Annotated in this window: 22 protein-coding genes; 12 read left to right on the forward strand and 10 right to left on the reverse strand. The window is 40.9% G+C overall.

Translation table 11 applies throughout. The features are described from left to right. Positions 1–65 precede the first annotated feature (65 nt). The 9 genes from BM380_RS07835 (at position 66) to BM380_RS07875 (ending at position 10,910) form a co-directional block, all read left to right on the forward strand. Positions 66–1,904 (forward strand): DUF294 nucleotidyltransferase-like domain-containing protein, encoded by a 1,839-nt coding sequence (locus tag BM380_RS07835; RefSeq protein WP_013465753.1) that lies wholly within the window; start codon positions 66–68, stop codon positions 1,902–1,904. A 5-nt stretch (positions 1,905–1,909) separates the two neighbouring features. Further along, the gene (locus BM380_RS07840; protein WP_064663488.1) at positions 1,910–2,533 is read left to right on the forward strand and encodes a 3'-5' exonuclease; all 624 of its coding nucleotides are present in this window, start codon (positions 1,910–1,912) and stop codon (positions 2,531–2,533) included. A gap of 134 nt (positions 2,534–2,667) precedes the next feature. After that, positions 2,668–3,414 (forward strand): SIMPL domain-containing protein, encoded by a 747-nt coding sequence (locus BM380_RS07845; RefSeq protein WP_090493863.1) that lies wholly within the window; start codon positions 2,668–2,670, stop codon positions 3,412–3,414. Between the two features lie 183 nt (positions 3,415–3,597). Beyond that, on the forward strand, positions 3,598–4,611 hold the full coding sequence (gene epd / locus BM380_RS07850; protein ID WP_016900482.1) for an erythrose-4-phosphate dehydrogenase: 1,014 nt from the start codon (positions 3,598–3,600) through the stop codon (positions 4,609–4,611). Between the two features lie 50 nt (positions 4,612–4,661). Beyond that, complete coding sequence (locus BM380_RS07855; RefSeq protein ID WP_016900480.1) at positions 4,662–5,837, forward strand: phosphoglycerate kinase; 1,176 nt, start codon at positions 4,662–4,664, stop codon at positions 5,835–5,837. Positions 5,838–6,048: 211 nt separating this feature from the next. Beyond that, positions 6,049–7,113, forward strand: coding sequence for a class II fructose-bisphosphate aldolase (gene fba / locus BM380_RS07860; protein WP_008111197.1), 1,065 nt, complete (start codon positions 6,049–6,051; stop codon positions 7,111–7,113). Positions 7,114–7,732: 619 nt separating this feature from the next. Then, positions 7,733–8,422 (forward strand): phosphate regulon transcriptional regulator PhoB, encoded by a 690-nt coding sequence (gene phoB, locus BM380_RS07865; protein ID WP_013465747.1) that lies wholly within the window; start codon positions 7,733–7,735, stop codon positions 8,420–8,422. 93 nt (positions 8,423–8,515) lie between these two features. After that, positions 8,516–9,862, forward strand: a complete 1,347-nt coding sequence (gene phoR, locus BM380_RS07870) for a phosphate regulon sensor histidine kinase PhoR (RefSeq protein WP_090493865.1) — start codon at positions 8,516–8,518, stop codon at positions 9,860–9,862. 79 nt (positions 9,863–9,941) lie between these two features. Continuing rightward, positions 9,942–10,910, forward strand: coding sequence for a PstS family phosphate ABC transporter substrate-binding protein (locus BM380_RS07875; protein WP_013465745.1), 969 nt, complete (start codon positions 9,942–9,944; stop codon positions 10,908–10,910). A gap of 68 nt (positions 10,911–10,978) precedes the next feature. On the opposite strand, the gene BM380_RS07880 is transcribed toward BM380_RS07875, so the two are convergent. The 8 genes from BM380_RS07880 to sfsA all read right to left on the reverse strand — a co-directional run bounded on the left by BM380_RS07880 (position 10,979) and on the right by sfsA (position 17,498). Beyond that, the gene (locus tag BM380_RS07880) at positions 10,979–11,218 is read right to left on the reverse strand and encodes a hypothetical protein (RefSeq protein ID WP_013465744.1); all 240 of its coding nucleotides are present in this window, start codon (positions 11,216–11,218) and stop codon (positions 10,979–10,981) included. A 30-nt stretch (positions 11,219–11,248) separates the two neighbouring features. Continuing rightward, positions 11,249–12,097 carry a pantoate--beta-alanine ligase gene (panC, locus tag BM380_RS07885; protein WP_016900475.1) on the reverse strand — a complete coding sequence of 283 codons (849 nt, stop codon included), beginning with the start codon at positions 12,095–12,097 and terminating at the stop codon, positions 11,249–11,251. Beyond that, positions 12,097–12,891: a 3-methyl-2-oxobutanoate hydroxymethyltransferase gene (panB, locus tag BM380_RS07890; RefSeq protein ID WP_016900473.1), complete on the reverse strand. Its 795-nt coding sequence runs from the start codon at positions 12,889–12,891 to the stop codon at positions 12,097–12,099. The genes panC and panB overlap by 1 nt, the downstream gene beginning before the upstream one ends. A 30-nt stretch (positions 12,892–12,921) precedes the next feature. After that, positions 12,922–13,407, reverse strand: coding sequence for a 2-amino-4-hydroxy-6-hydroxymethyldihydropteridine diphosphokinase (folK, locus tag BM380_RS07895; protein ID WP_090493867.1), 486 nt, complete (start codon positions 13,405–13,407; stop codon positions 12,922–12,924). 3 nt (positions 13,408–13,410) lie between these two features. After that, positions 13,411–14,709, reverse strand: a complete 1,299-nt coding sequence (pcnB, locus tag BM380_RS07900; protein ID WP_024602358.1) for a polynucleotide adenylyltransferase PcnB — start codon at positions 14,707–14,709, stop codon at positions 13,411–13,413. A gap of 305 nt (positions 14,710–15,014) precedes the next feature. Further along, positions 15,015–15,911 carry a tRNA glutamyl-Q(34) synthetase GluQRS gene (gene gluQRS, locus BM380_RS07905; protein WP_013465739.1) on the reverse strand — a complete coding sequence of 299 codons (897 nt, stop codon included), beginning with the start codon at positions 15,909–15,911 and terminating at the stop codon, positions 15,015–15,017. A 13-nt stretch (positions 15,912–15,924) separates the two neighbouring features. Further along, complete coding sequence (gene dksA / locus BM380_RS07910; protein WP_013465738.1) at positions 15,925–16,368, reverse strand: RNA polymerase-binding protein DksA; 444 nt, start codon at positions 16,366–16,368, stop codon at positions 15,925–15,927. A gap of 401 nt (positions 16,369–16,769) precedes the next feature. Further along, on the reverse strand, positions 16,770–17,498 hold the full coding sequence (gene sfsA, locus BM380_RS07915) for a DNA/RNA nuclease SfsA (protein ID WP_090493869.1): 729 nt from the start codon (positions 17,496–17,498) through the stop codon (positions 16,770–16,772). A gap of 269 nt (positions 17,499–17,767) precedes the next feature. Between sfsA and pepB the strand changes: the two genes are divergently transcribed. Both pepB and BM380_RS07925 read left to right on the forward strand, forming a co-directional pair. Continuing rightward, on the forward strand, positions 17,768–19,066 hold the full coding sequence (pepB, locus tag BM380_RS07920; protein WP_028835718.1) for an aminopeptidase PepB: 1,299 nt from the start codon (positions 17,768–17,770) through the stop codon (positions 19,064–19,066). A 175-nt stretch (positions 19,067–19,241) separates the two neighbouring features. Beyond that, positions 19,242–19,808: a phosphoribosyltransferase gene (locus BM380_RS07925; RefSeq protein ID WP_008111161.1), complete on the forward strand. Its 567-nt coding sequence runs from the start codon at positions 19,242–19,244 to the stop codon at positions 19,806–19,808. A gap of 248 nt (positions 19,809–20,056) precedes the next feature. On the opposite strand, the gene BM380_RS07930 is transcribed toward BM380_RS07925, so the two are convergent. After that, positions 20,057–20,713, reverse strand: coding sequence for a Crp/Fnr family transcriptional regulator (locus BM380_RS07930; RefSeq protein ID WP_013465733.1), 657 nt, complete (start codon positions 20,711–20,713; stop codon positions 20,057–20,059). 278 nt (positions 20,714–20,991) lie between these two features. Between BM380_RS07930 and BM380_RS07935 the strand changes: the two genes are divergently transcribed. Next, positions 20,992–21,228 (forward strand): YgjV family protein, encoded by a 237-nt coding sequence (locus tag BM380_RS07935; protein WP_024602364.1) that lies wholly within the window; start codon positions 20,992–20,994, stop codon positions 21,226–21,228. Between the two features lie 27 nt (positions 21,229–21,255). Here BM380_RS07935 and BM380_RS07940 read toward each other — a convergent pair whose 3' ends face one another. After that, on the reverse strand, positions 21,256–22,944 hold the full coding sequence (locus BM380_RS07940) for an amidohydrolase (protein ID WP_090493871.1): 1,689 nt from the start codon (positions 22,942–22,944) through the stop codon (positions 21,256–21,258). Positions 22,945–23,122 lie beyond the last annotated feature (178 nt).

Raw genomic sequence — 23,122 nt, forward strand, 5'->3', positions numbered from 1 at the left:
GGCTTTTTATTTGTTTAAAAAATGACTACATTTCAGGTTAAGTCGCTTTTTATTGAGGATGATTTATGAGTAGTGAGCAACAGGAAGTCGCGCAGTTTATTAACAAGCAAGCACCATTTTCAATGTTACAAGACAGTGCCTGCAGTTATTTTGTAAACCATCTCGATAGTATTTATTTGACCCGAGAAAACCAAACGCAATGGCTTAACAGTGAACAGCCTAAGTTATTTTTAATCCGCTCCGGGTTATACGATTTAGTCGATGCCAAAGGCGATACGGTAACGCGTTTAACTCAAGGTGATTACTTTGGTTACCCCTCTTTACTAACGGGAGATGCAATTCAAAACAGTTTAGAAGTACAAAAAGAGGGCATAGTGTATATGCTCGACCAAACGCATTTTGATTATTTACGCCGAGAATATAAAGCCTTTGAGCAATACTTTGTCCGTGCACATGCAAATCGATTACTGTCATCGCATTATAAGAGCAACAACGACAGTTGGTCTGAGCGTAAAATATCAGAGATCATGACTCGCAAAGCGATAACGCTGCCCCCCGATGCCAGCATCCGTCATAGTGCTAAAAAAATGCAAGAGCATGGGGTTTCTTCAATAATGATCACCGAAAACTCGCACCTTGTTGGGGTGGTTACTGACCGTGATTTACGTAATCGAGTGCTTGCTGATGAGGTGGACCCCGCGCAAGCTATCAATAGTATTATGACCAATAAGCCTAAGTTTATATTTGAAAATAATCGTGTGTTTTCAGCGCTACACTTAATGCTTAAGCATAATATTCATCATTTACCTGTGCTTGATGAAAATCATAAACCGCTAGGTATGATCACTAGTACAGACTTACTACGCCAACAAAAAAGCGACCCTGTCCAGCTCATTGGTCGTATTTACAAAGCGCATAATGTCGCTGATTTAAAGCGTTACGCTAAAGAAATTCCTGAGTTATTAAAGGGGTTTTCTAATAATATTGATGATATTTCACTGATTGGAAAACTACTCAGCGGTTTAACCGATGCGCTAACCTCGCGGCTAATATTTTTATTTCAACAACAACATGGTGTTGCACCTACGAGCTTTAGCTTTATTTGTTTTGGCTCTCAAGCGCGCGAAGAGCAAACACTGCATTCTGATCAAGATAATGGCTTGTTATTACCCGATGGTCTAAACGATGAGCAGCACGCGTACTTTAAACAAATGGGTGAATTTGTTTGTGAAAACTTAGTTGAATGCGGTATTCGTCGTTGCCCTGGTAACATTATGGCCAGCAGTGATGCGTGTCGAATGAGTGTTAGTGATTGGCGGGCGAAGTTTTTAAAGTGGATCACCAGCCCCACACCCCAGGCAATGCTCAACTGTAAAATATTTTTTGATCTGCGTTTTATTGAAGGATCCACCACGCTTTATAGCCAGTTTTGTGAAGAGTTAACTCATATTTCTCGCAACGATCTTTTTTATGCGGCAATGGCCAGCGATGTGAATACCAACAGCGCGCCGATTGGTTTATTTAATAACTTTAAAACTGAAAAAACCGAGCAGCATCACAAATACATCGATCTTAAAAAGCGCGGGGTAGTGATCATTAACGATCTGGCAAGGCTGTATGCATTAAAAGTAGGCATCCGCCGTGCTAACACCCAAGAGCGATTAGACGCCTTATTAAAGTATTCATTGTTAAGCAAAGAAGATATTTATAATTTAAAAGATTGTTGGCGATTTTTAACTCAGCTTCGGCTGCGCACACAAATAAACGAAGAGGGGTTACCCAGCAATTGTATAAACCCAGATAAGCTCAATTCGTTAGAGCGTCATCAGCTTAAAGAAGCGTTTTACCTAGTAAAACAGGCGCAGCAAGGCGCGGCGTTTAAATTTGCGCGTGGGAGTTTGTAACAACAATGGTTAAGCAGCTTATTACTCGTTATTTAAAGCGTCGCCATTTGCTCGTGCAAAGTGCTTTAAAGCAACGTTACTTAGTAATTGATTTGGAATTAACAGGGCTTGATCCTAAACAACATGAAATTGTTTCGGTTGCTTGGGTACTTATTGATAACGAATGTATCAAAAACAGTCAGTCGCAGCATTTGGTTAATAAAGAGGTGAAAAGTCTAGAGCAGAGCCCCGTTTTTCATGGCATTAGTACTGACTCGGTGGCACAAGGGCAAAGTCTACAAAGCATTATAACGTCTTTAAGCGCTCACTTTAGTGACTGTATTTTAGTATTTCATAATGCCATGCTCGATTGGGGTTTTTTAAAGTTAGCACTAAAAAATGCAGGGATCACCCAGCGCCCCAAGTTGATTATCGACACCTTACAAATAGAAAAAAAGCGTCTGCTAAAACATAGCTCAGATATAAAATTAGACGATTTAACTCTTAATGAATGTCGTAAACGCTACGACTTACCAAGCTATCATTGTCATCACGCCCTTACCGATGCACAAGCCACTGCTGAGTTGTTATTAGCCCAATGCCATCAAATAAGCGCCGGTAAGGAGCTCAAAGTAGGCGAGTTGACGTAGGTTGGGCAGAGCGAAGCGAAACCCAACCTAACTATAAAGAATACATAAATACTAGATTACTGAGGCAGTTTACTTTTGTTTTTATTTGTATAACTATGGGAACGTGTGATTTATTATGAATTCAAGGAACGAATATGAAACTTATCATCGCTATTTTTATTACCTTATTCCCTCTTATTACTTTTGCTAATTCAAGCGTGCCAGCTAATCGTCATATTGCAGTGCAGGGGTCAGCTGAGGTATTTGTTGAGCCTGATATGGCTCAAATTATATTTGAAGTAAAAAGCACTGAAGATACATTACTTGAGGCTAAACGTGAGCTTGATGGCCGGATTAGCTTGCTACTTGAACAATCAGACAAATACGGTTTTGGCCAAGACGATGTTTATATATCTGGTTTAAAAAGCAAGGTATACACTATGATTGGTACAGAATCTGGGACTGTTTCAGGCGATAAGTATTTAGCCCTGAAAACAGTTAAAGTCACATTAAAAGATATTAAAAAAGTCGATGAATTTATTAATTTTGCTCAAAGCTTAAAAATAGACAATATCGAAAAAATTAATGGTTTATCCTCTAAAGTTAATCAGTTAGAGGCAGAGGCAACACAATTAGCAATCGATAACGCAAAAGCGAAGGGAAATAAGCTCGCTCAAGCTTTTGGCGCTGAACTTGGCAACGTTTACAGTATCAGTGCAAATTCCGGCAGCTCAGATTACGATTATGACGCGGGCGTTGTTAAGCACATTATTTTATCTAGCCACAGAAATAGTATGGTTGCTAGTAATAACGAGAATCCATTTATGCAGCAGCAATATTTAGGCGCAACAATAAGCGTTAAAGCATCAATAAAGGTGGTGTTTGATTTAAAACTAAAATAGCAAACAGTGCAAATACCCACTAGCAGGGCTAAAAGTAAAAGTGCAGTGTGTGTTGATTATGACGTTAATTTAAAGTTTCTAATGCTTGGCTCTTATAATCACAGGCAAGGTCGATTACAATACCGCCATCTAAAAGGCGACGCTGCCTTTCTCTGTACGTAACTAGAGTGGATTTTATATTTCATGGCAATCAAACTTGCAATTAATGGTTTTGGTCGTATTGGTCGAAATATTGTCCGTGCACTATACGAATCAGGCTTAAGCGACGAGATCAAAATTGTTGCAATTAACGAACTAGCCGACCCTGAAGCTATTGCCCATTTATTAAAATACGACACCTCTCATGGTCGTTTTGCTTTTCCAGTTAAACTAGGTGAAGACACCATTAGCGTAGCTGATGACACCATTGCGTTATTTTGTGAACAAAATCCAGTTGAATTACCGTGGCAAACGTTAGATGTTGATGTGGTGCTTGAATGTACGGGTGTTTATCACTCGCGTGAACACGCGCAATTACATTTGACTGCGGGCGCAAAAAAGGTGCTGTTTTCACATCCTGCGGATAATGATGTTGATGCCACTATTGTTTACGGTATTAATGACGATGAGCTTAAAAGCGAGCATACTATTGTCTCTAATGGCTCGTGTACAACTAACTGCGTCGTTCCTGTTATTAAAGTACTCGATGATGCCTTTGGCATTGAATCAGGTGCTATTACGACCATTCATGCGTCAATGAACGATCAGCAAGTAATTGATGCGTATCATCATGATTTACGCCGTACGCGTGCCGCCAGCCAGTCTATTATTCCTGTAGATACAAAATTAGCACGTGGTATAGACCGTATTTTACCTAAATTTAAAGGTCGCTTTGAGGCCATTGCGGTCCGTGTACCGACCATTAATGTGACGGCGATGGATTTAAGTGTCACGGTTAATGCAGATGTAGATTTAAGTGCGGTTAATAATGCCCTTAAAGCACAAGCTAAAGACCGCCTTGAAGGTATTTTAAGTTACACCGAAGAGCCGTTGGTATCGGTTGATTTTAACCATGACCCACATTCTTGTATCATAGATGGCACACAGACACGTGTTAGTCATAAACGACTGATAAAGTTATTAGTTTGGTGTGATAACGAGTGGGGGTTTGCGAATCGCATGCTCGATACCGCGCGTGCTATGATGGCATTTAAGTAATATTTAAAACGTATTTTTCAGGTTCAGTATCGTTAACTAAGGAGATGTTCATGTCGGTCATTAAAATGGCAGATTTAGATTTAAACGGCAAACGCGTATTAATTCGTGAAGATTTAAATGTACCCGTTAAAGCAGGAAAAGTGACGTCAGATGCACGTATTCGTGCTGCGTTACCTACTATCAAACTAGCGTTAGAGAAAGGCGCGAAAGTGATGGTTATGTCACACCTTGGCCGTCCTACGGAAGGGCAATACGAAGAAGAGTTTTCATTGGCTCCGGTTGTCGATTACTTAAATGATGCACTTGAGCAAACAGTTCGCCTAGAAAAAGATTACCTAAACGGCGTTGATGTTGCAGATAACGAAGTCGTTGTTTTTGAAAACGTGCGTTTTAATAAAGGCGAGAAAAAAGACGACGAAACCTTATCAAAGCAATTAGCTGCATTATGTGACGTGTACGTAATGGATGCCTTTGGTACTGCGCATCGCGCACAAGCATCAACGCATGGTGTAGGTTTATTTGCTGATGTAGCGTGTGCCGGTCCATTATTATCGGCTGAACTTGAAGCGCTAGGCAAAGCACTTGATAACCCAGCACGCCCGCTCGTGGCGATTGTGGGTGGCTCTAAAGTGTCAACTAAGTTAACTGTACTTGATTCGTTATCTAAAATTGTTGACCAGCTTGTTACGGGTGGCGGTATTGCTAATACCTTTATTGCAGCTGCAGGTTACCCTGTAGGTAAGTCACTTTTTGAGGCTGACTTAATGGACGAAGCTAATCGCTTATGTGCAGCAGCAAAAGCTAACAATGGTGAAATTCCAGTACCGACTGATGTCGTCGTGGGTAATGAATTCTCAGAATCAGCTGTAGCAACACTTAAAGATGTAAGCGAAGTTACCAGCGACGATATGATTTTTGATATTGGTCCTGATACAGCAAACAAACTTGCAAAAATTATTGCTAATGCGGGCACCGTTGTATGGAATGGCCCAGTCGGTGTTTTTGAATTTGATCAGTTCGGTAATGGTACACGTGCTATTGCCCAAGCAATTGCTGATTCAAAAGCGTTTTCAATTGCAGGCGGTGGTGACACTTTAGCAGCAATTGACAAGTACGGCATTAGTGACAAAGTTTCGTATATTTCTACCGGTGGTGGTGCTTTCTTAGAGTTTTTAGAAGGTAAAAAACTGCCAGCAGTAGTGATGTTAGAATCACGTGCTAAGTAATACGTAAAGTATTAGCTAGCCGTTAGGCAGATGTGGAGTGTCCGCATCTGCTACACTTAACTGATAAATACCTCTCACTTTTATTTATTAGTTATTTAATTCGAATTTTAGGCATTGAGCTTTAAGGTTCGAGGTGCAGTTATTGCACCAAACTAACAAATCCGTTCAAACTAGATAGTTTAATGACTATCGATAAATTGGAGAATACCCAATGGCTTTAATCAGTATGCGACAACTTCTGGATCATGCCGCTGAGCATGGTTACGGTGTACCCGCGTTTAATGTAAATAACCAAGAGCAAATGCGCGCAATTATGGAAGCGGCTGATAAAACAAATAGCCCTGTTATTGTGCAAGGTTCTGCGGGCGCACGTGCGTATGCCGGTGCACCTTTTATTCGTCATATGATTTTAGCGGCAGTTGAAGAATGGCCACATATCCCCGTGGTTATGCATCAGGATCACGGTACATCACCGGGTGTATGTCAGCGTTCAATTCAGTTAGGTTTTTCATCAGTAATGATGGATGGCTCGTTAATGAGCGATGGTAAAACTCCGTCAAGCTACGATTACAACGTTGATGTAACACGTAAAACAGTTGAAATGGCACACGCATGTGGTGTTTCAGTTGAGGGTGAGCTAGGTGTATTAGGTTCACTTGAAACCGGTGAAGCGGGTGAAGAAGACGGCGTTGGCGCTGAGGGTAAACTTACCACTGAGCAAATGCTAACGAATCCAGAAGAAGCGGCAGATTTTGTAAATAAAACCCATGTTGATGCGCTGGCTATTGCCTGTGGTACATCACACGGTGCCTACAAATTTACGCGTCCACCAACCGACGATATTTTAGCGATTGATCGTATTAAAGAAATTCATGCGCGTATTCCAAACACGCACTTAGTAATGCATGGCTCGTCTTCTGTACCACAAGAGTGGTTAGAAGTGATTAACCAATACGGTGGCGAAATTCCTGAAACATACGGTGTGCCAGTTGAGCAAATTGTTGAAGGTATTAAATACGGTGTGCGTAAGGTAAACATTGATACTGACTTACGTTTAGCGTCTACCGGTGCAATCCGTCGTCATTTAGCAATGAACCCGTCTAACTTCGACCCACGTAAGTTTTTAGCCGCTGCAACACAAGCGATGACTGATATTTGTATCGCCCGTTACGAAGCGTTTGGTACTGCGGGTCAAGCAAGTAAAATTAAGCCAATTTCATTGGATGAAATGCACCTTAAATACTTAAGCGGTGAGTTAAACCCAAAAATAAAATAATGAGCCAATAACGGCGATACTCTCGCACTCATTATAAAAAGCCAGTTGCTTACGCACTGGCTTTTTTGATCTGTAAGAGATCAGTATTTTACTTACCGATAAATCTGGGATCACTCGATTACTAACTAACCTTATCTGGGATCATTACTTTACTAAGTGAAGGGCTTAAAGTGACGCATTTTGTACTTTTAAGTGTCGAACATCATAATTAATGGATAAAAATCACACAGTAAATCATTGGTTTAGCTTTGTTAGTGGGTAAAATAGTGATCCGAAAAGGGATCTGCTTGATAAAACTCTGATCCTTGTATTTAAGATCTTAATAAACCTGATCTAAATAGGTGCCGACTTTTATTATTAAGCCTAAAAATAGCTGCTAGTTAGTAATTTGATGATCCCAAGTTAATATCATAAATAATGCCTTTAATAACGACTCACTTTACTGCAAACCACTTTTTTATTTACTGCTCAAGATGATAAAAATATGACATATTCAATTTTTTGTTACTATTTTGTGTTTTTTTTAGTCTCATTTTAATTTAGACGTTACACTTTAATAAAAATGTCATACTTAGTCATAATAATGAAACCTACTCAATAGCCTAAGAGATAAATTGGAATGTCACGTAAAGTATTAGTCGTTGATGACGAAGCACCTATCAGGGAAATGTTGGTTTTTGTTTTAGAACAAAATGGCTTTCAAGCCATTGAGGCAGAAGATTATGATTCTGCAATAGCCGCAATGGTTGAACCTTATCCAGATATGGTGTTACTCGATTGGATGCTACCTGGTGGTAGTGGAATTCAAATTGCTAAAAAATTCAAACAAAATGAACACACACGCCAAATCCCTATCATTATGCTGACTGCTCGCGGCGAAGAAGAAGACAAAATACGCGGTTTAGAAGTGGGCGCTGATGATTACGTTACAAAGCCGTTTTCACCTAAAGAGTTAATGGCGCGTATTAAAGCGGTTATTCGCCGAGTAGCACCTACCTCTTTAGAAGAAGCAATTGAAGTGCATGGCCTGCGCTTGGACCCTATTTCGCATCGTGTTACCTCAGGGGGCAGTGAGCTTGATATGGGGCCAACCGAATTTAGACTTTTACACTTTTTTATGACCCATCCAGAGCGTGTTTACAGCCGTGAGCAACTGCTTGATCATGTATGGGGTACGAATGTGTATGTTGAAGACAGAACCGTAGATGTTCATATTCGTCGCTTGCGTAAAGCGATTGCTACGCTTGGACATGACCGCTTAGTACAAACGGTACGCGGAGCTGGTTATCGCTTTTCGAGTAAATTATAGTGTGCTTACAATTAAGCTTACTTAGTTAAGTAGCAATCTATTAACCTAGCTCAGTCAACTTGTCTGCTAGCGTTTATAAGGTAAAGAGCGTGTATGTATCGAGTTATTAACAAGCAGGCGCTAACAAAGCGGCTGTTTGTCTATTTTATACCTTTACTTTTAATTGGGGTGCTTATTGGTGCCCCATTTTTGATGTTGTTTTTGGGCGCTTTTTCGCTACTTATGTGGCATTACCATCAACTTTATCGTTTAAGTGATTGGCTGCATAATCAGCGCAGCTTTAACCCACCAGAAGGTGAAGGGTCGTGGGAGCAAGTATTTGAAGGCATCTATCAGCTGCAACATCGTAATCGTAAAAAGCGTAACGAGCTGGCAGAGCTGATACGCCGTTTTCGTGACGGTGCTGAGGCGGTGCCTGATGCTGTTGTTGTATTGCAAAACGATTTATCAATTGTGTGGTGTAATCAACTTGCACTCAAAGTGTTAGGGTTACAATGGCCGGTTGATCATGGTCAGCGTTTAGATAACCTCATTCGCGATCCTAAATTTGCTAAATATATGCGCCGTAAAGAGTTTAGTGATGCACTGGAGCTTGAAAGTGGCCACAGTGTTGAGCAAGTTCTTGAGTTTAGGGTGATGCCTTATGCTAACACTCAGTTATTGGTGGTAGTACGTGATGTCACCCGTTTAAAGCAGCTTGAGCAGATGCGTAAAGACTTTGTTGCTAATGTGTCTCATGAGCTCAGAACCCCTTTAACGGTTGTTACCGGCTACCTTGAAATGCTCGACAGTGATTCGCTTCCTCCGCCTGCAATGTGGAATAAGGCACAAACTACCATGCTAGAACAATGTAAACGCATGGATAGTTTAGTGAACCAGTTACTTTCGTTATCACGTATTGAAGGCGCAAAACGCCACAGTAATGATAAGGCAGTAAATGTACCGCAATTGCTAAAACTGATTGAAACTGAAGCACAGTCTATAAATCAAGATAAAGGCCATCAACTTATTTTTAATATTGATGCGTCACTTGATATTACCGGTGCTGAGGATGAGCTCAGAAGTGCGTTTTCAAACTTAGTATTTAATGCCATTCATTATACTAAGCCAAGTGGTAAAATTGAGGTGTGTTGGCAGCGCAACAATGAACAGGCATGTTTTAGTGTTACCGATAATGGTGATGGTATTGCACCAGAGCATATAAATCGCTTAACTGAGCGTTTTTATCGGGTCGATAAAGCCAGAAGCCGCACCACAGGTGGCTCAGGATTAGGCTTAGCAATTACTAAACATGTACTTACTCGCCATGGTAGCCAATTAAAAATTAACAGTGAACTGGGTAAAGGCTCCTGTTTTTCTTTTGCGTTTTCAAGCGATAGGCTGATCTCTATTCCGCCATTAGTGACGAGTAATACTGCTAGTCATAAAAGTGTCATTTAAGAGTCACACCATTGTCATGTACTCACTTTAGAGTGAACCGCAGTTAGGAAATGGGACGAACAAACTGGAGAACCCCAAAATGAAATTTAAAAACTTAGTTGCCGCAATGGGTGTGGCTGTTACAACATTTGTATCTGCGCAAGCAGTAGCATTAGAAGACGGTATGCCTGAGTATCAAAAAATTAGCGGTGTATCAGGTAACTTTTCATCGGTAGGGTCTGATACGTTAGCCAACATGATGACCTTTTGGGCTGAAGAATATAAGCGTATTTACCCAAATGTAAATATTCAAATTCAAGCGGCAGGTTCGTCTACTGCGCCACCAGCATTAACAGAAGGAACGGCAAATTTAGGTCCAATGAGCCGTGCTATGAAGTCGAAAGAAATTGAAGCATTTGAAAAGCGCTATGGCTATAAGCCAACACAAGTACGTGTAGCAATTGATGCATTGGCGGTATTTGTTCATAAAGATAACCCAATTGAAGGGCTGCGTATTGACCAAATCGATGCTATTTTCTCATCAACACGTAAATGTGGCGCACCAGAGCAAGTAAACCGCTGGAGTGATGTTGGTCTAGAAGGTGATTGGGCTGCAAAAGACGTGCAATTATATGGACGTAACTCAGTATCAGGGACTTACGGTTACTTTAAAAAGAAAGCCTTATGTAAAGGCGATTTTCGTAATAACGTGAACGAGCAACCGGGTTCAGCTTCTGTTGTACAGTCAATTTCAGCATCACTAAATGCCATTGGTTATTCTGGCATTGGTTATAAAACATCGGGTGTGCGTACTGTTCCGTTATCTAAAAAAGGTACTAACTTTGTTGATGCCACGCTTGAAAACGTAGCTCAAGGTAAATACCCACTTTCACGTTTCTTATATGTTTATGTAAATAAACACCCAAATAAGCCACTTGGCCCAGTTGAAGCTGAGTTTTTAAAGATGGTACTTTCGCAAGAAGGTCAAAAAATTGTAGAAAAAGATGGTTATGTGCCACTTTCTGCAAAGCTAGTTGAAGTTGAGTTGAAAAAGTTAGGCTTAAAATAAACCGCTAATAATTAAAAAACCGCTCAAATGAGCGGTTTTTTTTGGTTTACAATTTATGCCGATTGATATTAGTCAGCTTTACTTAAGTTTTCAGCTTGTACTTTGCATTGATTATACGCTTCGATGCATTTAGATGAGCAAACCTGTGACTTAAGGCTGTCGGTGGTTGTTTGTTGTTCACAGCTGGTTTCGCATTGATAACTTTGCTGAGCGCATTGGTTAAGTGCTGGATTACCTGCTTGGCTTTGGCACCCTGCCAATGCTGCAAAAGAAAAAGCCACTAGAGTGGTTTTAATAAAAGTTTTCATACTTATCCTTAAAGTGAGGCTACACCAGTATTAAACTTCAACCTGTATATTGTCGATTAATCTAACACTTCCTAAAAAGGCGGCAGCTAAAATAACAAATCGTGTATCTTCGAGTGTAGCAGCTTTTAATGTATCTCGTTGAGCTATCGAAAAATAATCTGGTTTTAGCCCTGCGCTTTCTAAAGTCGCTTTAGCATCAGCTTCAAGAGTAGCAAACGCTTTATTTCCACTTTTTAGTTGCTGCGCACAGTGATTTAAAGTGTTGAATAAAATCGTAGCGGTTTGCTTTTCATCACTTGATAAATATCCATTGCGTGAGCTCATGGCAAGGCCGCTAACTTCACGCATCGTTGGCACACCAATAATTTCTACTGGTATCGACAAATCACGGGCCATTGTTTTAACAACTTGCAGCTGCTGAAAGTCTTTTTCACCAAAGCAGGCGTAATCAGGTTGGACTAAGTTAAATAGTTTAGTGACAACTGTTGCTACACCTTTAAAATGACCAGGACGTGAGCCGCCGCAATAGCCCATCGAAATACCTGGTACATCAACAAAACTTTGCACCCCTAAGCCATTTGGGTAAATAGCCTCTACACTGGGGATAAACAAAATATCCGTTTCAAGATCGGCTAAACCTTGTTTATCGGCATCTAAGGTACGCGGATAATTGTCTAGATCTTCGTTAGCACCAAATTGCATCGGGTTAACAAAAATACTAACAACGACTTTGTCGGCCAGTGTTTTTGCTTTTTCTACCAACGAAAAGTGACCGCGGTGCAGGTTACCCATAGTAGGTACTAGTGCAACACTTAAACCCGCTTGGCGCCAAGCTCTTATTTGACTGCGTAATGATTTAATTTCAGTGATTGACTGCATTATTTAAACTCGTGTTCAGCGCTTGGAAAAACGCCGCTTTTAACATCGTTACAATACTTTTTAACAGCGGCAGGCATGTTGCCTGTTTCGAGTAAAAAGTTTTTTGAAAATTTAGGAATGTAGCCTGCAGAAATACCGACTAAATCGTGCATAACCAAAATTTGGCCATCGGTTACATTGCCCGCACCAATCCCTATAGTCGGAATGCTTAATGAGTCAGTAATACGTTTTGCTAAGGCACTTGGAATACACTCAAGCACGAGTAGTTGAGCACCCGCTGCCTCTAATGCTTTTGCATCGGCAATAATTTTTTGTGCTTGTGCTTCTTCACGGCCTTGAATTTTAAAACCACCAAATACGTGCACAGATTGCGGCGTAAGCCCTAAATGCCCACACACCGGAATACCTTGCTGAGTAAGTGATTTAATGCTGTCATGCAGCCATTCGCCACCTTCAAGCTTGATCATATTAGCACCTGCGCGCATCAACTCTGCGGCATTTTTACACGCATCATTTGGATTTGCATAGGTCATAAACGGTAGGTCGGCAATAACAAATAGGTCACGGCTTCCAGCGCGAACACAGCGAGTATGGTACGCAATTTCTTGGTTTGTCACAGCGAGTGTGTCATCGCCACCTTGTAATACCATTCCCAAAGAATCACCGACTAAAACAACTTCAACGCCATTCTCATGAAATAACTTAGCAAAACTGGCATCATAAGCTGTTAACGCAGTGATTTTATTACTTTCAGCCTTCATTTTATTCAAAGTTGAAACGGTTATTTTAGACATAATATTCTCGCAGACATAAGCCTTAGTTAATTACAGCGGTAATTGTTGTAAGTCGTTAAGCGGTAGGTTATTTGCTATCTGTTTGATAGATGCGCCGCTTGGTAAAATAAGTTCGGGTGCAATTTCTTGCAGCGGGTAAACAACAAACTCTCTCTCGTTTAATCCGTAATGAGGCACCGTTAAACGTTTTGTATTTATAACCTGCTCACCAAATAATAAAATATCAATATCCAGTGTGCGTGCGCCCCAACGCTCAGCTTTTCTGACTCGACCATGCTCCAGCTCTATGGCTTGCGTTAAATCAAGTAACTGCTCTGGCTGTAGCGAGGTATTGATACAGGCAACCGCGTTCACATAATCGGGTTGATCTTGTGGCCCCATAGGCTTGCTCGCATAATAATGTGAGCAAGCGATAAACTCGCTGTTAGGCAAGTTTTTAAGTGCAACAACAGCATCATCAAGTTGTTTTTTAGGTGTATTAAGGTTGGCACCTAAGCCTAAATAGACAAGTTGCATTATTTACTCAGCTGGTTTTTTAGTGGTGCGCCGACGAGGACGCTTACGTGGTTTTGGTCCACCTTGATGACCTAGCTCTCGCACCATTTCTTTTTGGCCATTAATATCTTGACTCAAGTACTGTGTCCACCACTGTGCAAGCTCTGTATGCTCAGTTTCACCGGCATCAACACGCAGTAGTAAAAAGTCATAAGCGGCTTTAAAACGAGGCTGCTGTGTTAAGCGATAGGCACGTTGGCCTGCACGTTTGTCTAAACGTTGTTGAATATGCCAAATATCACGGGCGCCTAACGTAAAGCGTTTTGGCACTGCAATATGCTGAGCGTTCTCACTAAGTACTTTATTAATTGCTTGGGCAAAGGCATCGTATTCAGAGAGTTGTTCTTGACGTCGAATTTTTTCAGTACGTTCAACCAATGGAAACCACAGTAACGCTGCAAATACAAACGCAGGGGTGACTTTTTTCTCTGCATTAATGCGGATGTCAGTGTTTGCAAACATTTGCTTGATGAAAGTTTCTTCAAGCCCGCCTGGGTTTTTATCCAAGATGCGGTCAAGTTCTGGGAACAACGATTTAAATAACCCGTATTTGCGCAGCATTAAAAAGTTTTGTTGTGCTTTGCCGTTTAAAAACAGCTTGAGTATTTCTTCAAACAAACGTGCCGGTGGAATGTTATCAAGCAAGCTAGCTAGAGCGGTTATTGGCTTTTCGCTTGCAGGTGCTATTTGCATATCGAGTTTAGTAGCAAAGCGCACTGCACGAAGCATACGCACGGGGTCTTCACGATAGCGTGTTTCAGGGTCGCCAATTAACTCAATTTGTTTTGCCTTTATGGCCGCTAAACCATTGGCGTAATCATAAATACAAAAATCATTGATTGAGTAATATAAGGCATTGATTGAAAAATCACGACGCTCGGCATCTTCTTCAATGCTGCCAAATACGTTGTCGCGAAGTAGTTGCCCATGTTCGCTTGATTGGCTAATTTGATTTTTGTCTTCTTGTGCTTCGTGATGGCCGCGCATGGTGGCCACTTCAATAATCTCACGACCAAAAACAATGTGCGCTAAACGAAAGCGGCGGCCAATTAAACGGCAGTTACGAAACAGTTTTTTAACTTGCTCAGGGGTTGCATTGGTTACAACATCAAAATCTTTGGGTTGTTGACCTAACAATACATCGCGAATGCAACCACCAACTAAGTAGGCATCATAGCCACCATCTTTTAGGCGATAGAGTACTTTGATTGCATTTGGGCTAAATTGTTTGCGAGAAATACCATGCTCACCTCGAGGGATCACCAACGGTTCACTGCTGATTGCGACATCTTCGGCACTGGCATTCGGGCCGATAATTTGTCGACAAAATTGAAAAAGCTTGGAAATAATAGTCTGTCTCCTAGAGAAGCGGTTGATTGACTCGCCATTGCAATCAAAATGACAACAAGTACCTTCTCATAGAGCTGTACTTACTGTTTTATGTAATTAGCATATATTTAGGCGGCTATCATATACCAGCAAGGTGGAAAAATTAAGTTGCAGTGCTGAAATTAAGCCATTTTTAACGATTTTATTTGAATTTGTTATACCCAATCCGCGAAAGAGCGTTAAATCTGTATTTCACGCGTAGTGGGAACGCGGCTTAAGTTAAAATGTGCCACGCCCCAAGCAAGTAATTGCTCTGTGGTTAAATCCATAAGTTGGTCGTGGGTTGGCAAACCTAAAAAGTTAAATACCGCTATCAAAGTCGGTTTGGGATTTTGTTTGCAAATAGCGGGGGCGTAATTTTGTTTAGAGAGTTTAAATCCGGGTTTTGCTACCGCTAAAGGTAAATGAGCAAATTCTGGAATAGGGTTATTAAGTTGCTTAAACAGACTTATTTGACGGGCGGTAGGTTCAAGTAGATCAGCGCCTCGTACAATTCGATTGATCCCTTGCTCAATGTCATCAATAACCACCACCAGTTGATAGGCAAATAAACCGTCGCTACGTTTTATAATGTAATCTTCATGGGCCAGAGCAGGGTCAACGTCAATACGCCCCTGAATAAGGTCGTTATAAGTCACGGTTGCATGGCATTGAGTTAAGCGAAGGGCATGACCCTGTTCACTGAGTTGGCTATGTTTACATTGCCCTTGATAAATTCCACCTAGCGCTTTTATTTGCTTACGAGAGCATTGGCAGGCATAAATAAGGTGTTGTTTTGACAGTGAATTTACTGCATCTTGATAAATAGTAAGACGCTGTGTTTGATACACAACGTTTTCATCCCAATTAAGGCAGTAGGCGTCTAAGGTATTTAGGATATCGGTGGCTGCGCCTTTAACAACGCGAGTGGTGTCTATATCCTCAATGCGTACTAACCATTTCCCTTGGTTAACTTTTGCATCTAGGTAGCTACCTACAGCCGCCACAAGTGAGCCAAAATGTAACGGCCCCGAAGGAGACGGTGCAAATCGGCCGCGATAGTCAGATACTTGCGCGGTAACGGCTGTAGAAGACATGGCTATAACTTAATTAGCCGCGTCCAGCTTGCTTTTCTTTAATTTCGGCAAGTGTTTTACAGTCTACGCATAAATCGGCAGTAGGACGTGCTTCTAAACGACGAATGCCAATTTCAATGCCACAAGACTCACAAAAACCAAACTCGTCTTCTTTAATTAAGTTGATTGTTTTTTCAATTTTCTTAATTAATTTGCGTTCGCGGTCACGAGTACGAAGCTCTAATGAGAACTCTTCTTCTTGTGCTGCGCGGTCAACGGGATCAGGAAAGTTAGCTGCTTCGTCTTGCATGTGTGACTTAGTACGATCAACTTCGTTCCGTAAATCATTACGCCAAGTTTCTAAAATTGTTTTAAAATGAGCACGTTGTGCTTCATTCATGTACTCTTCACCCGGTTTTTCTTGGTATGGTTCTAAACCGGCTTGAGCCAATAAACCATGTCTTTTTTGGTCTGGCATAACTCTCTCCTAAATCCTTAATTTAATGCCTCAGCATTAGCCGGCGGTATAAATAACAGAAACTCATACCCTAGGCAAATTTATTTTTAAATAATCGAATTAGCTTCAACCCTGTTTACCCATATAAAAGTAGCAAAAGCAGTGTTTATACTTTTTTATTACAGTATCGGTTTATAAACTGGCGTTGTTATGTGGGCAAAAATAATAAAAACAACTTATCTTTTACTTTTCGGTTAAGTATTTTTTAGGCGTAATACAATACCAGCGTTTAAAAGCACGCTGTTCAGAAAAGCCCAGCAAAGTGCATATTTAACAAATTGCACTCTTATTTTAGTAATATTAATTGCGCTTTAAGAGCTTATTAGTGAATTGAGCAAATTAATCAGATTTTATTCATACGCTTAATTTGGCGATTCAACAAAGTTTATTTTTTCAATTAAAGTAACTTCACTCGCTGAAATGTGTGCTTTATAAGCTAATACTTCTACGCCTTGCTCAATGGCCTCGCTAAGCAATTGTGCATAGGTTGGGTCAATATGCACCGCAGCACTGACTTGTGTGATGCCTTGGTGCAGCACTGCAAATAGTAATACCGCTCGATGCCCTTGTTTTACCATGTCGATTAATTCACGAATATGCTTTTGCCCACGAACAGTTTGGGCGTCAGGGAAGTAGCCTTGACCACTTTGTGGATGATCTTCGCTCAGCAGCGTGACTGATTTTACTTCAACATAGCAATTGGCTTTGCTGCTGTGGGTAAGTAAAAAGTCGATGCGGCTGTTTTCACTGCCATACTTCACTTCACTTTGTATGTGTTGATAGCCTGTAAGCTCATCAATAACCTCATTATTAAGTGCTTCTTCGACCACTTTATTGGCGATAGCGGTATTTACACAAATAAGCTGTGATACATTATTTTGCGTCAGCTCTAATGACTGCGGGTACTTTCGCTTGGTATTACTGCTGGTGGAATAAAAGGCAGTAAAACCGGCATCGGCACAGCCCGTCATTTTACCCGTATTAGCACAGTGAGCGGTAAAAGTAGTGCCATCACTGAGCTCTAAATCAGCTAAAAAGCGTTTGTAACGCTTTAATAAAGTGGCAGATTGTAATGGCGGGGTGTACTTCATTTATGACTTCCTTATGTAACCTGAGCGCTGGATAATAAGTTTATTTCAAGTAGTTGTTTTAGCGCTAACTGCGTTGAGTTCATTTTTTCTAGAGATAATAAACTTAAATATTTTGATAGCTCAATATGTTAGCAAACTTAATAACCTGAGTTTAGGGTAAGTGAAATTGAGGTTTACAGGCCGGTTGAGGTTATTCACCTCAAGCAGTTGGGAACTTAAGCGCTCTATAGTAAACTCAACCGCACATTTAAGTGCAAGGATATTCTAACATGAGTGAAAAATTTGTTGTTCAATTAAGCGAGCAGTTGGCACCAGGGCATTGGGGCGAAAGTGCGTCATTATCTTTTAACGAACACGGCGCAACGGTTCATTTATCTGAGCAAGAAACATTAAAAAATGTGCAAAAAGCGGGTCGTACAATTGCAAATCAAGGCATTAAAAATGTTGTTCTTGAAGGTGATGTATGGTGTACAGAGAGCCAATGGGCTTTTTACCAAGGCTTTGTATCACCAAAAGTACTAAACGGTGTTGAGTTTGTTGATAACGCACAATCTGATCTTAAAGAACTCGCTGATTTAAAAGCATCGGCAACGTGGGCGCGCGAAATGATCAATGGCACCGCCGATGACATTTACCCAGAAAGCTTAGCTGAAAAAGCCGCTGAATTTATTCAATCACTTGCACCAGAGCATGTTAGCTATCAAATCATAAAAGGCGATGCGCTATTAGAACAGCAGTGGATTGGTATTCATGCCGTTGGCCGTGGTAGTGAGCGTCCGCCAGTATTACTTGAGCTTGATTACAACCCAACTGGCGATGAGAACGCACCGGTAAGCGCAGCACTTGTTGGTAAAGGTATTACGTTTGACTCAGGTGGTTACTCAATTAAACCAAGCGAAGGTATGTTGGGTATGAAGTGCGACATGGGTGGTGCAGCAACGGTAACCGCAGGTTTGGCACTGGCAATTAGCCGTGGCGTAGAAAAGCGTATTAAGTTGTTTTTATGTTGTGCAGAGAACTTAATTTCGGGTAATGCGTACAAACTAGGTGACATTCTTACTTACAAAAATGGCACAACCGTTGAAATTGTAAATACCGATGCTGAAGGGCGTTTAGTATTGGCTGATGGCTTAATGGCCGCAGGCGAGACAGGCGCTCCACTTATTATTGATGCGGCAACCCTTACTGGTGCCGCCCTTGTTGCTGTTGGTCAAGAGTACAACGCATTGTTTGCCCTTGATAAAGAGCTAGTGCGTGAAGTGGAAGACTTTGCGTCACAAGAAATGGAAGCCGCATGGCCATTACCACTTGAAAAATGGCATCAACAAAACTGCCCATCGCCGTATGCGGATACAGCAAATAGCCGCGCCCAAAAAGGCGGTGGTTTCGGTGGTGCATCTAACGCCGCTGGTTTCTTATCTCGCTTTGTGCCAAACGATGGCAAAGGCTGGGTACACATCGATTTAGCTGCTGCATTTAATATGGGTGGTAGCACAAGTCAATGGGCTTCAGGTGCAACTACACAAGGTATGCGCACCGTAGCACGTACCCTACTTGAAAAGGCATAATCTACTGAGATTACGCATTAGTTAAAAAATAGGTACCTTAGGGTGCCTATTTTTTTATCCGCCAAACAAGCAATTTTGTTTTATTTACGGTAAAATCCTTCGCCATTACGTGTTTGGGCATCTATTTTTATTTAAACCTCGCTCAAATATTATACATACCACTGGGATCCTTACTATGTCAGAAAAGTGCTATATCACGGCTCAACAATTACTTGAAGATTCATTCCGCGTAGCGGCACAAGTGTATAAAGATGGCTTTCGTCCAGATTTTATTATTGGTATATGGCGCGGTGGTGCTCCAATTGGGATTGCGGTTCAGGAATATTATGATTACAAAGGCATAGAAACGGATCACATTGCGGTTCGTACCTCGTCTTATTACGGTATTGGTAAGCAATCAAAAGAAATCAAAGTACATGGTTTACACTACATAGTTGAAAACGCAAATGCAGGTGACTCTTTACTGATTGTTGACGATGTTTTTGACTCAGGTCGTAGTATTGTAGCGTTAAAAGAGAAGCTATCTGAGCTAATGCGTTTAAACTTACCACGTGATATTCGTATTGCTTGTCCATACTACAAGCCAAAAAATTCAAAAGTTGATACAGTGCCTGATTACTACATTCATGAATCTGAAGAATGGTTAGTATTCCCGCATGAATTATCAGGTTTAACGCCGGATGAAATTATTGAAGGTAAATCTGATTTAGCTAAAATCCACGATATTTTACTTGAAAAGTAAGTAACCTGACCTCTGGATAATAAATCTATCTCAAGCAGCTATTTTCAGCGCTAACTGCGTTGAATTTACTTGCAATAGGCCAGCTATTGACGCGAAAATTCGCCTTGTTTTCACTGTAAATCTCTGGCTAGAGAAAATAAATCTAACTATCACCCATAATCAATATGTTAGTAAATCTCTTAACCAGAGTTCAGGTTAAGCATTATTTTACCTAATAAAAAAGGCCTTAATGGCCTTTTTTATTGTCTTTAAAGCTGTGCAAAGCTATCTACATAGTCACTTAATTTGGGTATATCGACAGCTTGTAGTCCTTGCGTGCTTCTTTGCACTAAGTTTTTCTCTACTAACTCACTCACTACACGCCTGTATGCACGCTCAGTGGTTGCAAAGCGCTCAGCTTCTGCATTTACCGTAGGGTAAGCACGTAACAAGGTGGGATTGTTATTCTCTGCACGTAATAAGCAGTCTTTGGCAATATTGTAGCTCAACGGCAGTAACAGCTTATCTAAATTAATTTTTTGATTTTCTTGAAACTTAGCCGCAATCGTTTGCGCCGTATATAAGCTTAGCTCGGGTTTATCGAGCAATAATGCGCGCCAATGTTTTAATTCAATCAAGTTATACGTGACATCACTAAAGCAGGTTACCGTGTAAATGCAGGGGTTATTATTAAGTGCTTCAATTTCGCCAATTAGGGTATTGTTACAGTCGAGTTGGCCAAGAAGCAGGCGCCTGCCATTACCTACATCGTAACTAAACGATACAGTTCCACTTCGCACTAATACCAACTTAGTTAACGGCTGGTCTTGCTGTATTAATATTTCTTTTTTTGATTGCTGAAAACTACTGCCGGCAAACGTCAGCAGTTGATCAACAAGGTAACTGGAAAAATGGTATTGAAACATCAATCATGCTCTTCGGACAATTGTCCTATTTATTACACCTTAATGACGATAGCATTAAGATTAAGAATTTATGCTAACTTGCCCACGCCGTTAAGATAATTAATAGCGTTAAATGACCTTCATTCTTCCGTGTAATGATTAAAAATTGTGGTATTAACCAGTATATTTTAAGGTTTTATTGGTAAGTTAGCTTTTTTATTTTAACTACTGCGTAGCGTAGCTTAATAATGTACTAAAATTTAACGCGTAATACTAACCTAAAGCCTAGGAGAGAACAATTGAGTTGGGAATATTTAGGTTATTTAGCATCCGTCTTATTAGTCATATCATTAACCATGACTGATGTAACCAAACTACGTTGGTTTAATTTATTGGGCTGTATTGCGTTTACTTTTTACGGTGCGGCTATAGGCTCAGTGCCGGTGGCTTTTACCAACGGCTTGTTGGCTTTGGTTAATATTTATCACATTATTAAGCTATATCGTCAGTCAAAAGTTGATACAAAAAAGGGTTAACGCAAGTTAACCCTTTTTTGTTTTTAATTACTCAGCTTTTGCGACGTCTTTTTCGTAGCGTAACGTACCCGCAATCCACGTTTGCAGCACCTGAGTTTTGTATAGCTGCTCAATGGGGACTTTAAAGTAGTCTTGATCAACCAGTATAAAGTCAGCCCATTTACCTTGCTCTAAACTCCCTAGCTTAAACTCTTGATGCGCTGCATACGCGCCGCCAAGGGTAAACGCACGTAATGCATCTTCTCTGCTTAACACTTCACTGGCGCGCCAACCGTTTTCAGGCAATTGATTATGATCCATACGTGTAATGGCAGAATATAAGCCATCAAACGGGTTCGCGAGCTCGACAGGGTAATCAGAACCCGCTGCAATAGTCGACCCCTGCTCTAAGAATGTTTGCCAAGCGTATGCGCCTTTGAGTTGTTTATCGGTTAAACGCTGCTCTGCCATATGCATGTCAGATGTAGCATGCACAGGTTGCATTGATGGAATTATTTTCAGGGTTTTAAAGCGCGGAATATCCTCTGGCGAGACGATTTGTGCATGCTCCATGCGATTACGCAGTAGTATACCACCGGTTTGCTTAAATACATTTTGATAGGCATCGAGCACAATTTTATTTGCTCTATCGCCAATGGCGTGGGTATTTGCACTAAACCCGCTTTTAAAAGTGAGTGTAAATAATTGTTCTAGCTTTTGTTGGGTTTCAAGCATTAGGCCAAAGTGGTTTGCTCTGTCTGCGTATTCTTCAATAAGCGCGGCACCGCGTGACCCTAAGGCACCATCAGCGTAAATTTTTACACTGCGAATAGATAAAAAATCTTGAGCATCTTGATACCGACCCGCTTTAAGCATCATGTTTAAATCTGGGCTTGCTGCACTTAACATCGCTACAATTCTAAGCGGTAATGTACCTAACTCAGCGCGCTGTTTATAAACTTGCCACGTGGTTTTATCAATACCTGCATCGTGAGTTGAGGTAATGCCTAAGCTTAACAAATGTTTACCTGCGGCATCTAATGCATTGCTAACCGATTGCGCAGATGTTGCAGGCATATGTTGAGTAACCAAGGTTTCTGCTTTATCTATAAAAATACCGGTTGGTTTGCCAAACTCATCTTTTATAATTTCTCCACCTGCTGGGGCTGGTGTGTCAGCATTAATATTGGCAAGTTCTAGTGCTTTTGAATTAACCCAAATAGCATGGCTATCTACTCGCGATAAAATAACAGGACGGTCGCTGACGACTTTGTCTAAATCAGCAGCGGTAGGGAAACGTGTGTCGGACCATAGCTCTTGGTTCCAGCCCCGACCAATAATCCAACCTTCTTTGCCTTTGGCAAATTCGTTGAGCTTAGCGGTTATTTCATCTACCGATTTTGCGCCGCGCACATCCAGCTGTGACAAGTTTTCACCCAGGCCAATTACGTGTCCGTGGGCATCAATGAGCCCTGGTAATAAGGTTTTTCCATTGGCGTCAATTAGGGTTGCGCCCGGGAAGCTATTTTTTAAGCTGTCAGGACCTGTTTTTACAACTTTGCCATCTTTTATGACTAAGGTTGTAAATGTATTTACTTCGCCGTGGCGCATTTTTCCTTTGTATAAAGGGGTGTAGCCATTGGCATTATATATTACTTTCGTTTGTGCAATTGCCACACTAGATAAGGCGCAGAGGCTTGCTAGTAATACCGGTTTAATTAATTTATTGAGTCGCATAAGAGGTATGTTGTTATTATTTGTACTATCACAGTAGCAAACTCAAATTTAGAATACCAATAGCATAATTTATTAATAGTCGAATAAGCCCAGCTTTTAGCTAGAGTAAGCAAATTCAGGGTAGGATAGGTTGCGTGTTAACAGGAAAGAATTTGTTTAATCTTCTCAAATAAAGCCT

Source organism: Pseudoalteromonas sp. DSM 26666, from assembly GCF_900116475.1.
Taxonomy (GTDB): Bacteria; Pseudomonadota; Gammaproteobacteria; order Enterobacterales; family Alteromonadaceae; genus Pseudoalteromonas; species Pseudoalteromonas tetraodonis.